The sequence below is a fragment of the Brytella acorum genome (genome assembly GCF_029309905.1).
Classification (GTDB): Bacteria; Pseudomonadota; Alphaproteobacteria; order Acetobacterales; family Acetobacteraceae; genus Brytella; species Brytella acorum.
This window is the reverse complement of record NZ_JARBJP010000007.1, coordinates 46,162-58,692: the sequence shown is the minus strand read 5'-3', so window position 1 is coordinate 58,692 and position 12,531 is coordinate 46,162. Positions and strand designations below refer to the sequence as shown.

At 62.7% G+C, this 12,531-nt stretch carries 10 protein-coding genes; 4 read left to right on the top strand and 6 right to left on the bottom strand.

Annotated elements, in window-relative coordinates; translation table 11 throughout:
• Positions 1 to 19: 19 nt before the first annotated feature.
• On the bottom strand, positions 20 to 1,264 hold the full coding sequence (locus PWM43_RS11660) for a TIGR03862 family flavoprotein (RefSeq protein ID WP_289842690.1): 1,245 nt from the start codon (positions 1,262 to 1,264) through the stop codon (positions 20 to 22).
• 242 nt (positions 1,265 to 1,506) lie between these two features.
• Between PWM43_RS11660 and PWM43_RS11655 the strand changes: the two genes are divergently transcribed.
• Complete coding sequence (locus PWM43_RS11655) at positions 1,507 to 2,991, top strand: mannitol dehydrogenase family protein (RefSeq protein WP_289842689.1); 1,485 nt, start codon at positions 1,507 to 1,509, stop codon at positions 2,989 to 2,991.
• Positions 2,992 to 3,307: 316 nt separating this feature from the next.
• The gene (locus PWM43_RS11650; protein ID WP_289842688.1) at positions 3,308 to 3,514 is read left to right on the top strand and encodes a cold-shock protein; all 207 of its coding nucleotides are present in this window, start codon (positions 3,308 to 3,310) and stop codon (positions 3,512 to 3,514) included.
• Positions 3,515 to 3,574: 60 nt separating this feature from the next.
• Here PWM43_RS11650 and PWM43_RS11645 read toward each other — a convergent pair whose 3' ends face one another.
• Complete coding sequence (locus PWM43_RS11645; RefSeq protein ID WP_289842687.1) at positions 3,575 to 5,938, bottom strand: S9 family peptidase; 2,364 nt, start codon at positions 5,936 to 5,938, stop codon at positions 3,575 to 3,577.
• Between the two features lie 134 nt (positions 5,939 to 6,072).
• On the opposite strand from PWM43_RS11645, the gene PWM43_RS11640 reads away from it, so the two are divergent.
• Positions 6,073 to 7,803, top strand: a complete 1,731-nt coding sequence (locus tag PWM43_RS11640) for a DUF885 domain-containing protein (RefSeq protein WP_289842686.1) — start codon at positions 6,073 to 6,075, stop codon at positions 7,801 to 7,803.
• Positions 7,804 to 7,824: 21 nt separating this feature from the next.
• Here PWM43_RS11640 and mtnK read toward each other — a convergent pair whose 3' ends face one another.
• Together mtnK and PWM43_RS11630 are read right to left on the bottom strand one after the other, a co-directional pair.
• Positions 7,825 to 9,036 (bottom strand): S-methyl-5-thioribose kinase, encoded by a 1,212-nt coding sequence (mtnK, locus tag PWM43_RS11635; protein ID WP_289842685.1) that lies wholly within the window; start codon positions 9,034 to 9,036, stop codon positions 7,825 to 7,827.
• On the bottom strand, positions 9,033 to 9,746 hold the full coding sequence (locus tag PWM43_RS11630) for an NUDIX hydrolase (RefSeq protein WP_289842684.1): 714 nt from the start codon (positions 9,744 to 9,746) through the stop codon (positions 9,033 to 9,035). Before PWM43_RS11630 ends, mtnK begins: the two co-directional genes overlap by 4 nt.
• A 133-nt stretch (positions 9,747 to 9,879) precedes the next feature.
• Between PWM43_RS11630 and PWM43_RS11625 the strand changes: the two genes are divergently transcribed.
• Positions 9,880 to 10,932: a zinc-binding metallopeptidase family protein gene (locus PWM43_RS11625; RefSeq protein WP_289842683.1), complete on the top strand. Its 1,053-nt coding sequence runs from the start codon at positions 9,880 to 9,882 to the stop codon at positions 10,930 to 10,932.
• Here PWM43_RS11625 and PWM43_RS11620 read toward each other — a convergent pair.
• Positions 10,895 to 11,746, bottom strand: a complete 852-nt coding sequence (locus tag PWM43_RS11620) for an endonuclease/exonuclease/phosphatase family protein (RefSeq protein ID WP_289842753.1) — start codon at positions 11,744 to 11,746, stop codon at positions 10,895 to 10,897. The genes PWM43_RS11625 and PWM43_RS11620 overlap by 38 nt on opposite strands.
• Positions 11,747 to 11,835: 89 nt before the next feature.
• Entirely contained in the window at positions 11,836 to 12,513 is a 678-nt protein-coding gene (locus tag PWM43_RS11615) for a carbonic anhydrase (protein WP_289842682.1), read from the bottom strand.
• Between the last annotated feature and the right edge of the window lie 18 nt (positions 12,514 to 12,531).

The following is a 12,531-nucleotide window of genomic DNA, read 5'->3' as shown; positions in this document are numbered from 1 at the left end:
CAGGAAACGGGCGCGCAAGTCAGCCTTTCGGATGCGCTTTCAGCCATGCGACAAGACCGTTCGCGGCGGCCCGTGCGGTCGAGAAACAGCCCTGCAACAGATAGCCGCCCGTGGGCGCTTCCCAGTCCAGCATTTCGCCCGCGGCAAACACGCCGGGCCGATTACGCAGCATGAAGTGCTGGTCCAGCGCTTCGAAGCGCAGGCCACCCGCGACCGAAATGGCGCGATCCATCGCTTCAGGCGCGGTCAGCCGTAACGGGGCGTTCTTGATACGCGCGGCGAGAGCGCCGGGGTCCGACGCCGGGACGCTCTCATGACGGGAGGCTTCATGCAGGATCGCGCGGGCGAGAGGCGACAGACCCGCGCCTTTGCGGAGGCGGTTGGCGAGGCTTTCGCGCGGGCGCATCTGTCCGAGCCGGGTCGCGAGGGACGGCTCGGTCGTGCCCGGTCGGAGATCGACGAAGGCGATGGCTCCGCCCTGTGTGGCGATGGCATCCCGTATCGGGCCGGACAGGGCATAGATCGGCGCACCCTCGATTCCGTGGCGCGTGAAGCTGAGATCGCCGCGATGAGTGCGATTGCCGTAACGCAGGGCGATGCCGCTGAGCACCGCGCCGTCCCAGCGCTCGAACTCCTCGCGCGTCCATTTCGGCAGGAAGCCGCAATTCGAGGGTGCGAAAGGGGCGATATCGCTGTCCGGCAACAGGGTGATCCAGGCGCCGTCCGATCCGAGCCGCGACCATGAAGCGCCGCCCAGGGCCAGAAGGGTCGCATCCGCGCGGCTCGAAACCCGGCCCTCGGGCGTATCGAACACCGGACTTTCCCGGGACCAGCCTGTCCATCTGTGGCGCGGTGCGAATGTGACGCCGCGCTTTTCCAGCCGCTCCAGCCATGCGCGCAATAATGGCGAAGCCTTCATGGCATTGGGAAAGACCCTCCCGCTGCTGCCGGTGAAGCAGCTCTGGCCAAGCGCCTCCGCCCATGCCCGCAGGGCCTCGGGCGGGAAGGCACGGATCGCCGCTTCGAGAGAAGGCCGGGCGTGCCCATAGCGCGTCAGGAACGTTTCGAGCGGTTCGGCATGGGTGAGATTGAGGCCGCTGGCGCCAGCCATGAGGAATTTTCGCGCCGGGTGCGTCATGCGGTCGTACACGGTCACACGCAGCCCCGCGCCGGAGAGGATTTCGGCGGCGAACAGCCCGGCGGGGCCGGCGCCGATGACGGCGATCCGGGGGGCGGTGACGGAAAGGGTGGAAGCGTGAGACATCGGCGCAACTATCTCGCCTGTGTCGCGTCTTTTGCCAACCGTCGAAGTCTGGTTCGCCGCGCCCAGATAGTGAAGCGCCGGTTAGCCTCGATTTCACTTGTGCGAACAGGAAAAAATCGCTTTTGAGTGCCGCGCGAGGGGCGGGGCACCGTCTTTGCGCCCGAAATTTTTTGCGCCCGAATCCTCTGCGCACGACATCGCCCGGGCGGCTTTCAGACCGCCATGGTGGAACAGGACAGACCATGATCGATCTCAACAGCGCGACTCTTGCCGAGATTCCCCCCCGTACCAGGCGCTTCGCGTATGATCGGAGCCATGTGCGGGCCGGTATCGTCCATCTGAGCGTCGGCAATTTTCACCGCGCGCATCAGGCCTGGTATATCGACCGCCTGCTCGAACAGGCAGGGCAGGAAAGCTGGGGGATCGTCGGTGTCGGCCTGCTGGATGACGCCAATGAGCGCCTGAAGATCGAGGCGTTTCCGGCCCAGGACGATCTCTATACCCTGACGCGCTATGCCCCGGACGGGACGAGCGCGCATCAGGTGATCGGCAGCCTCGTCGACTATCTGTTCGCGCCGCGTGACACGGCGGCGGTGCTGGATCTGATGAGCGATCCCTCGATCCGGATCGTCTCGATGACGATCACGGAAGGTGGCTATAATCAGGACAGCCGGACAGGCGGATACGACCTCTCCAATCCGGTGACACAGGCCGAACTTGCCGCGCCGCACGCGCCGAAATCGGCGTTCGGTTACATCGTCGAGGCCCTGCGTCGCCGCCGGGATGCGGGATTGCCTCCGTTCACGGTCCTGTCCTGCGACAATCTGCGCGATAACGGTGTCGTGGCGCATACCGCCGTTCTCGGCCACGCCCGTGCGCTCGATGTCGGTCTTGCGGACTGGATCGAGGCCAATGTCACATTCCCGAGCTGCATGGTGGACCGGATCACGCCCGCGGTGCTCAAACCCGACGCGGATCGCGTCAATGAGGAATGCGGTGTGCATGACCGTCTGCCGGTCATCTCGGAAGATTTCGCCCAGTGGGTGATCGAGGACCGGTTCTGTCAGGGGCGACCGCCGCTTGAGATCGTGGGTGCCCAGCTTGTGGATGACGTGCATCCCTATGAGCTGGCCAAGGTCCGGATGCTCAACGCCTCCCATTCGATGCTGGCCTATCCGGGCCAGCTCGCGGGGCTGGAATCGGTTCGCGACGCCGTCGAGCATCCGCTCATCCACAAGCTCGTGCATGACTTCATGACGTTCGACGTCATGCCTATCCTGAGTGCGCCCAAAGGCATGGATCTCGGCCGGTATCGTGACACCATTCTGGCGCGCTTCAGCAATCCGCGCGTGGGCGACCGCCTGTCGCGGATCACGGGAGACGGCGCCAGCAAGCTTCCGACTTTCCTGCTGCCGACTCTGGCGACGATCCTCGAGAAGGGTGGCGAGACGCGTCGCCTTGCTTTCTGCATCGCCTGCTTCCTGCGCTATCTCGGCGGACAGGACGACAGGGGCGAGGCGTTCGATCCGTTCGAGCCGCATCTGGATGTCACGGCGCGGGCTCTGGGCCGCGATCCCGCCAAGGCCCTGGTGTCGCTTCCGCTCTTCGCGGACGTGGAGTTCCGGTCCCATCCGGCACTGGTGGCGCAGATTGCCGATGATGTGGCGCGCATCCGCAATACGGGCACGCTTTCCGTGTTGAAAAGCCTCCTCGAGACGCTGGCCTGAGGCGCGCGGAGCGTTGTCGGTCCGCTTCCTCCCGGTAGGAGGAGGCGGGGCCCGACGACGCGCCATTCCGTGGTCCCGCCTGGGTTTTGAGGGGCTGGACAGCCCGGGGCGTCGAGGTTCGGCGCGTCGGGCGTTACAATTCATCCGGCTTTCTAGAGCGTTTTTTCTTGCATTTCTGTCCGTTTGAGCGTTCTTGCGGTGGCAGTGGGCGCTTTTAGCCGGGTAATCGACGCATGCCGCGTCAGCTTCATCCTTAAAAGTCGTGATTTCGCGTGTGTTTTGTACGCGACCGCTATTGTTAAAAAGGAGCCTCGTTATGGCAACAGGCACCGTCAAATGGTTCAACCCCACCAAGGGTTTCGGTTTCATTCAGCCCGAGAACGGGGGCCAGGATGCGTTCGTTCATATCTCTGAACTCGAGCGTGCCGGTCTGCATACGCTGAACGAAGGTCAGAAGGTCTCCTACGAGCTCGAAGCTGGCAGGAACGGCAAGACATCGGCCGTGAGCATCAAGGCGCTCTGACGCCTCGACGCGCACTTCCGGTGTGTGGAAAGCCGCCTTCACGGGCGGCTTTTTCTGTTTTTACGGATCTTGCGTCAGCGGCAGGTCCATCGCATTCCAGTCCGGCTCCGTGGCGCCCTGAAGCGCGCGCACGAAGAAGCCGAACTCGCGGCGTTCCGCATAGGCGATCGGTCCGTCCGAACGACCCGCCGTGTGGCCGTAGCCCGGTATGACCAGCAGTTCGAAGTCCTTGCCCGCGTGAATGAGCGCATTGGCGACCTGGAGGGTCGAGGACGGGTCCACATTGGCGTCCTGTTCGCCCACGATCATCAACAGACGTCCGCGCAGGCGCGAGGCGTTCTCCACGCCTGAAGCACGGCGATAGCTGTCATCGACCGGCCAGCCGAGCCACTGTTCGTTCCAGCTGATCTTGTCCATCCGGTTGTCGTAGCAGCCCGCGAAAGCGACGGCGGCCTTGTAGAATTCGGGATGGAACAAAAGGGCGTTCAAGGCGCTCTGTCCGCCCGCCGATCCGCCATAAATCCCCACATGCCCGATATCGTAGGACGGGTCGCGCGCGGCCATCGCCCTGTGCCAGAGAATGCGATCGGGGAACCCCGAATCTTCGAGATGCTTCCAGGCGACGTCATGGAACGCGCGCGAACGGTTCGCCGTGCCCATGCCGTCGATCTGCACGACGATGAAGCCGAGATCGGCGAGTTCCTGCATGCCGCTGAGCTTGTCGCCACCCGAATGATAGCCGAAGGGCCAGAAATCCTTGGGGACGAAGCTGCCATGCGGTCCGGCATAGATGTTCTCGATGACCGGATAGCGTCGGTGCGGATCGTAAGTCGCGGGACGCACCACGATGCCCCAGATATCCGTCGATCCGTCGCGGCCTTTGGTATGAAAGACCTCCGGGGGATGGAAGCCCGCCGCCCGCAAGGGCGTATCGTCGCCGGTTTCGACGGTCGTCAGGACATGGCCGCTTTCGGCGTCGCGCAGGACGCTGCGGGCGGGCAGATCGACGCGCGACCATGTGTCCGAGAGGCGCGTGCCGTCCGGCGAGAGAGAGGCGTGATGGTTCGCGGGCTCCGGTGTGAGCGGAACCAGATGCGACCCGTCGAAATCGACGCGGTAGTAATGGACGAAATACGGATCCTCGTCCCTGTTCATGCCGCTGGCGCCGAACCAGATACGGCGTTTGCGTGGATCGACGCGCAGGATCTCGCGCACGGGCCATGCGCCATGGGTGATGGCATTGCGGATCTGCCCGTTGGTGCTGTCCATCAGATAGAGCTGCCGCCACCCGCTGCGTTCAGAAGCCCATACCAGGCTTTCCGCGTCCTTGCCGATGACGTGATGGTACAGACGATCACCATCGACAAAGGTGTTCGAGCGTTCATCGGCCGCGAGATGGGCCTGGCCGGTCGCGGCGTCCACCATGACGAAGCCCGCGCGCTGATAGCCGCGCCGGATGAAGGGGAACATGAAGGCGCGGGCGTCTTCGCTCCACGCCATATCCTCAAGCGAAAGCGGGTAGGCGTTGGCGAACAGGGCGGTGTCGATCTCCGTCCGCTGGCCGGAAGAGACATCGAACAGCACCGGCTGTTCGATGTCGATCGCATCTCCCGGCTTCGGATAGAGCTGCGTCTGGAGGCGGGGCTGAAGGGCATGGACGGGTGAGGATTCGACGCGGGTGATGTAACGCGGATAGCCCGGACGCACCCGCAGCAGGGCGATGTGACGCGAGTCCGGCGACCAGCGCAGGGACTCCGGATCGTAAAAATCGCCGGTCGTGCCATCCGTGCTGAGCAAGCGCTCGCTCCCATCTCTGGTCGCGCGCAGGACGAGATTATGATCGCGAATGAAAGCGGACCATTGTCCGTCCGGAGACGGCTGGGGCGTGTTTTTCGCGGCCACTCTGAGATCCCGGACAGCATCGAAGCCGCGCGGACGCAGACCGCTATCGATAACGGCGCATGTCTGGCGGCTTAAGTCGCATGACCATGCCTCATCATGCAGCTCGAACGTGACATGTCCCGTTCCGGGCTCGATGGAGAAAGTCTCGAAAGGCAGGTCGGTGGCCGGGATCGGACGCTTCAGGGCGCTGGACAGCGCAGGCGCGAGGCGTGTGGTGTCGAAGGCGGGCGTCTTTCGGAAGCTGCGCGCGTCCATGGCGATATAGGCAAATCCGTTGGCGACGGTCTTGCGATAATAGAGCGTTTTGCCGTCGTCGCTCCATGTCGCGGGAAACGGCATGTCGCGTGTCAGATGTTTCCAGTCATGCCGCAAATTCAGGGAACGCTGATAATCCTGCGGCGTGGGCGTGGCGTGGCCGGTCCCGCAAAGGACCATCAGCGGTATCGGGCTGATGGCGGCCCGGATCACAGATCGTGCTGGATGACGTGGCGCGCACGAAGGACGATCGCAGGTGATCCGCATGAAGACGCATCCGTTTCTTTTCCGTTTCTGCGTATACGATAGACGAAGCCTGTTTCCTGAGGCAAGGTAACCGTCCGGAAGGCGGAACGGATCGCCTTCGTTTATATTTTCTCCGGCTTTGGGATATCCGACTGATGCGACTGACGGTTCTTTTCCAATATGCGCTCATGGCGGGCTCCGTTCTGCTGAGCCTGCCTGCCGCGCAGGCCGCCACGACCGGTCACGCAGCGCTCGTATCCCTCATTGCCAGCGAGGAGACATGGCAGAAGACGCAGGATGAGAAACCCGACGCCCTGCCTCATGTCGATCCGGCGACGTTCGAGAAAAAAGGCGCGCACTGGCACGCAACCCTTGCGGCGCTCGCGAAGATCGACCGGAATGGCCTGTCTCCGGCGGACCGGATGAATTACGACGTCCTGAAATATCAGGCGACCGTCGTCGAGAATGCCGTAAAATACCGGCAATACGAAATGCCGGTGAATTCCGACACGTCGTTCTGGGGGGAACTGGCCGAGGATGGCCAGCACTTCACGAAGGAATCGCAATATCGCAACGCGCTGGCGAAGATGCGCGACCTGCCGCGCTATTTCCGCGAACAGACGGACAATATGCGTTCGGGCCTGAAGCGAGGCTTCACCTCGCCCCATATCGGCCTCGTCGGACGCGATACGGGCATTCTGCTGATCACGAATGCCAGGACGCCTGAAGACACATCCTTCTACGCGCCTTTCCGCCAGTTCCCCTCCACCATCCCCGCCGCGACACAGGAGGAACTCCGCAAGGCCGCGCATGATGTGATCGCGCAATCGGTCATGCCCGCCTATCGTGACCTGCTGCGGTTTTTCGATCAGGCCTATGTTCCCGGCGCCCGCACAGCACTCGGCGCGAACACCATGCCGGATGGCAAGGCCTATTATCAGGCGCAGATCTACGAATTCACGACGACCAGCCGCACGCCGGAGGACATTCACGCTTTCGGCCTTCAGGAAGTAGCCCGCATCCGCAAGGAAATGGCCGATACGATCGCGGCCTCGGGTTTCAAAGGCAGCTTCGACGGTTTCCTGACCTTCCTGCGCAGCGATCCGCAATTCTATGCCAAAACGCCGGATGAACTTCTCAAGGATGCCGCCTGGATCGCCAAGGAGTTCGATGGCGTCTCATCGCACTTTTTCGGTTTCCTGCCGCGCAACCGCTTCGCCATCAGGCCGGTTCCGGCGGATGAAGCGCCGTTCTATACCTCGGCGCGGGGTGGCGAGGACGTCTATCTCGTCAATACCTATAATCTGAAAGCCCGGGCGCTCTACGCGATGCCCGCGCTGACGCTGCATGAATCCGCGCCTGGCCATTCGATGCAGATGTCGCTCGTGCGGGAAGATCATTCCATTCCGGAGTTCCGCAAGCAGTATATTTCCGCCTATGGCGAAGGCTGGGCGCTGTATTGCGAGCGTCTGGGGGCTGAGATGGGCATGTTCCACACGCCCTACGAAACCTTTGGCATGCTCTCCTATCAGGCCTGGCGCGCGGCTCGGCTCGTGGTCGATACAGGCATTCATGCCCAGGGCTGGACGCGCGAGCAGGCCCAGAAATATCTTCACGACAACACGGCTCTGGCCGATCATGAAATCGAAACGGAGGTCGACCGTTATATTTCATGGCCCGGTCAGGCGCTGTCCTATTATCTCGGCGAAGACGAGATCTGGCGTCTGCGTCATCGCGCGGAGAAGGCGCTCGGGCCGAAATTCAACATCAAGGCCTTTCATGACGCCATTCTCCAGACCGGCTCCGTGCCGCTCTCGACCATGGAAGACCACATCGACGACTTCATCCACAATGGCGGCAAGGGACCTCATCCCGACATGGAATGAGCTGTCGTAAAATCGGACGGCCTAAAAGCCGCCCGGTTCTTCGATGGTTTCAAGAAGCGCGTTGATTGTCTCGATCCTGCGGCCACGCGTGATCAGCATTCGGCCCAGCGTCAGGGCACGGAGACGCGCTTCCTTTTCGCCCGTGCGGTCGGAACACAGCGCATAGTCGCTGACCTGGGCATAGCCGATCGTGCGGCGGATCATTTCCATGCCCGCGAAGCCGGCAAGATCGCGCATCACCATGGCGAGTTCCTGCGCCTGCGCCTGGTGACGACCAGCGGCGTCGAGTAGCGCGCCGACATCCCCGGATGTGGGGTTGGTCTCCCAGAGCGCGCGATATTCATGCGTGAAACTGCGCCAGAATGTCTCGATTTCGTCAGCCATCCAGGTCGCGTGATCGCGTCGAGCCGCCGCATGCAAAAGCAGGTTGCCGACATAAAGCCCCGCGTCGAAGCCGATCGGGCCCATGAGCGCGAATTCGCCATCGATCACGCGCACGTCGTCGCCATGCAGCATGATGGAGCCGGTATGCAGATCGCCATGCAGCAGGGCCTGAGGGGCGCCGAGAAAACGCTCCTGCCAGTGCGAAACAGATGCGTGCAGCGCGGCATCCGTCTGGAGTTCGGCGACCGTTGCGTCGAGTTCGGGCGTCATCCAGTGATTGCGGGCACACGCGGCCCGATAGGGATCGGTAAGAACCAGATCGACCGTGATGCGGGTGAGCGTCGTGTTCCCGGCGAAAGCCGCGCAGTCCGCCATGGACTGTTCAAAGGGACGGCCCCGCCATGACGTGAAAAACGCTGTCTGGGCGACGTATTCGCCGATACGCGCTGAAAATCCCGCCAGTGCGGTCGCTTCTCCCAACATGCCGCGCAGCACGTGATGATGGTGCAGGCTTTCCATGACGATCAGATGCAGATCGGGGTCGAAATGCAGCAGGGCGGGCATGAGATGGCCCACATGGGGCGCGACGCGACGCATGTAGCGGGCTTCGAAATCGGTCCGTGTCAGCGGCATCTTCCAGTCCGGATCGACGCGCACATGGGGGAGGGACTGCTTGCAGCACACCGCGCCCGCCGGGCCTTCGACGATGAAGACGTGATTGAGATTGCCGTCGCTGACCTCGCGGACGGCCCAGCCCTCGTGTGGACCGCCCAGACGCGCGCCGAGCGCGTCGTGCGCTCCCAGATAGACACGGAGGTCCGGAGGGCTGAGCGTGCGGTAGCGGGTCATGGGGCGAGGGTTTCGATCATGGCAAGCGTGGTGGGAAGCATGTCGGGACAGGCAAGGGCTTCGACGGGGCTCATGAGTTTCAGCGCCGCGTATTCGTCGTTCCCGCGTTCGGCCCATGCGGCATGGACGGCGGAAAAATCCAGCGTGGTATCGAGAACCATGCCGATATCGACGATATGGGTGCCCGGATGTTCACAGGCGAGAAGCGGCGGCCCGACTGTCACATCTCGCGCGTTCAGGCCAAGCTCTTCCTCGATCTCGGCGACGAGCTGCTCGTGCAGGTCGACGGGGACATCGCCTTCTCGCGTCTCCACGCTTCCCGCGGGAACGCCCTGCCACCAACCGGGGTGGTAAATGGCTGTCGCGGCGCGCTGGCCGAAGACGAGACCGCCGCGAAGACGGAGCATGCCCGTGACGGCGAGCGGGCGCAGTCGCAGGACGCGGAACAGGTCCGGCGCGCGCATCTGGGCCAACACCATGCGGTATTCCGCCCAGTAGCCTTCGATCCTGTCTGCGGAGATCGCGGTCGCGCTGAAGACCCGGCCGTTATAAAGCGCGGGATGGCGTCGCGTCGCCTCGGTCCACAGCGCGTCGATGCGCGCCATGGTCTCGCGGTCGGGCGCGGCCGGGCACGGCGTCGTCACCACGCGCAGGCTCGGATGCAGGACGGTAACGAGCCAGTCGGAAGGTACGCGGGACGAGGCGGTCATGAGCGATTTCGATCCACGCAGGACGGAGGATGCTTTCAGGCAGGACAGGCGGATGCGGCAGATTTGACCACTTCGTCCCAAACGTCAAAAAAATCTCTCTTTGGCCATCGCGGGTTCGTTGTAAACTGTTCTTATGCGTCTGTTTTCCTGCCCTTCCTGCGGCCTGACCGTTTTTTTTGAAAATCGGGACTGTGTGCGTTGCGGAGCCCGGCTCGGCTATGCCGTGCATGCGAACGAGCTTCTCGCGCTCGAACCGGAAGGCGGGATCTGGCGGCCGGTCGGTGGCGGCAGCACCTATCGCTTTTGTGAAAATGCCGAACTGGATGCCTGCAACTGGCTGATTCCGGCGGAGAGCGGAGAACGGTTCTGCGTGGCCTGCCGCCATAACCGCACGGTTCCCAATCTGGGTGACGCGGCCAATCTCGCACGCTGGCGCAAGCTTGAGGAAGCCAAGCACCGCCTGTTCTACACGCTTCTGCGGCTCAACCTCCCTCTGGCCAGCCGCTGGGAACGGCCGGACGGGCTGACATTCGATTTCCTCGCGGATACGGATGCGGGGCCACGCGTCATGACCGGGCATGATAACGGATTGATCACGATTGCCCTGCGTGAAGCCGACGACGTCGAGCGCGAACGCATGCGCGTCGAAATGGGCGAGTATTATCGCACCGTGCTCGGACATTTCCGCCATGAGGTGGGGCATTATTTCTGGAACGTGCTCGTGCGCGATGGCGGTCATCTCGCGCAATGCCGGGACGTGTTCGGAGATGACCGCGCGGATTACGGCGAAGCTCTCGATCGCTATTATCGTGAGGGCGCCCCGCCTCGTTGGCAGGACAACTACGTGTCCGCCTATGCCACCATGCATCCATGGGAAGATTTCGCAGAGACCTGGGCGCACTATCTGCACATGGTAGCGACGCTGGAAACCGGCGCCAGCTATGGGCTCTCAACCGCTCCGCACGTCGTGGAAAAGGCCTCTTTGACGACGGTGCTCGATTTCAATCCCTATACCGCCCAGGAGTTCGATCTGCTGTCCCGGGCATGGCTGCCGCTGACGAGTCTGGTCAACAGCATCAACCGCTCGATGGGCGTCAGGGATGCCTATCCGTTCGTTTTGACCGACGTGGTTCTGAGAAAAATGGCCTTTATCCACGACCTCGTGCATCGCCGCCTGCCGGTGTGACGGCGGAACCCGTCTCCCGTGCGGGGAGGTTCAGCCGCACCGAGACGGGGCAATGGTCGGAAAGCCGAGCTTTCTCTTCGTCTGCGGCCGGATGGAACAGCATGACGCGCAGGGAATCGGCCCTGAGCCATTGCCGTGCATCGTTACCCAGCAGGATGTGGTCGATGAAATAATTGCCGCCCCAGCACGGATTGGCACGGCCCGATGTCGTCAGGGTCATCGGCGCATCGGCCTCTAGTTCCTGCATCAGCGGGTCCGCGGCGGTGAGGCGACGGTTGAAGTCTCCCATGACCGCGAACGCGACACCTTCATCCTGGCGCTGAAGCACCCAGTCGTCGAGAATCGCGAATTGCTCGCGTAGGATCGGACAGGAATAGCCCCGTTCCTTCAGCGGGCGATCCCAGCAACCGCTTTTGAGGTGAATGACGAGAATTCTCAGATCGGGGCCGCCGGTATGATCGTGGAGCGTAACGTCGAGGCCTCCGCGCAGATGATGGAGCGCCCCCGGAGGCGCGACGTCCAGCGCCTTGAGTTCCGGATTGATCTGGACGTCGATCCCTCGCCGGACAGCGATCCCGACATGCTGGGGAATGGCGTCGTCGGTCAGAATGACGCGATATTCGGGCTTCGGAAAAATGAGCGCGGCGGCTGCTGGCGTATCGACTTCCTGCAATCCGACGATATCGGCGTCCAGATGGGCCGCATATCGAGCCAGATGCGCGAAATCCGTCGGATTGCGGCGGATGACATCAGGCGGAAGCGCCGGATCACCGGCGGGGCGGAGGGAAAGCCAGTCAAGATTCCACGTCGCCAGCTTGAAGTCGCGTGCTTGAATCGGGCTGATGAGCAGCGTCGAAGTGACGGCGAGGATCGCAACCCCTCGCCCGATGGCCGAGAGGGCAATCAGCTCTCTTCGGCTTGCAGCGTGACAAGCGCCTCTTCGACGGTGCAGGTATGCCTCGTCTTCTCGTCGAGAACCGTGATCTTGCCCTCCGCGATGTCGTAGAACCAGCCCGAGATCGCGAGATCGCCGCGTGCAAGAGCGCCTGCAACGGCGGGGTGCGTGCGCAGATGCGTCAATTGCAGCAGGACATTGCGCTCGGCGAGGTCACGAATGGTCGCGGGTCCGACATCGGTCGCTTCCAGCGGGCCGACGGCGGCGAGGGCGGCTTCGGCTGCGCCCAGCCAGCGGCGGACGGTGGGCATGGTCTTGAATTTGTCCGACGACAGGTCGCACAGGGCATTCATAGCCCCGCAGTTGGAATGACCGCAGACGACGATGTTGCGTACCTTCAGTACCAGAACCGAATACTCGATGGCCGACGATACCGCGCCGAGCATGTCGCCATAAGGCGGCACGATATTACCGACATTGCGAACGATGAACAGTTCGCCCGGCTTCGTCTGCGTGATGAGGTTCGGGTTGATGCGGCTGTCCGAGCACGTGATGAAGAGCGTCGAGGGAGACTGGCTGCTCGCCAGACTCTCGAACAGTTCCTGATGCTCGGGGTAAACCTCCCGGTCGAACTTCTGAACGCCCCTGAGGAGTTCGATCATGCTCGCATTCGGGTTGGGTGCCATATCGTCCTTGCCTTTATC

What these genes read in the sequence shown, in the direction of transcription:
- PWM43_RS11655 (WP_289842689.1), top strand. Translation starts at nt 1,507, where the DNA reads ATGATCGATCTCAACAGCGCGACTCTTGCCGAGATTCCCCCCCGTACC.
- PWM43_RS11660 (WP_289842690.1), bottom strand. Translation starts at nt 1,264, where the DNA reads ATGTCTCACGCTTCCACCCTTTCCGTCACCGCCCCCCGGATCGCCGTC.
- PWM43_RS11630 (WP_289842684.1), bottom strand. Translation starts at nt 9,746, where the DNA reads ATGACCGCCTCGTCCCGCGTACCTTCCGACTGGCTCGTTACCGTCCTG.
- PWM43_RS11640 (WP_289842686.1), top strand. Translation starts at nt 6,073, where the DNA reads ATGCGACTGACGGTTCTTTTCCAATATGCGCTCATGGCGGGCTCCGTT.
- PWM43_RS11625 (WP_289842683.1), top strand. Translation starts at nt 9,880, where the DNA reads ATGCGTCTGTTTTCCTGCCCTTCCTGCGGCCTGACCGTTTTTTTTGAA.
- PWM43_RS11650 (WP_289842688.1), top strand. Translation starts at nt 3,308, where the DNA reads ATGGCAACAGGCACCGTCAAATGGTTCAACCCCACCAAGGGTTTCGGT.
- mtnK (WP_289842685.1), bottom strand. Translation starts at nt 9,036, where the DNA reads ATGACCCGCTACCGCACGCTCAGCCCTCCGGACCTCCGTGTCTATCTG.
- PWM43_RS11615 (WP_289842682.1), bottom strand. Translation starts at nt 12,513, where the DNA reads ATGGCACCCAACCCGAATGCGAGCATGATCGAACTCCTCAGGGGCGTT.
- PWM43_RS11645 (WP_289842687.1), bottom strand. Translation starts at nt 5,938, where the DNA reads ATGCGGATCACCTGCGATCGTCCTTCGTGCGCGCCACGTCATCCAGCA.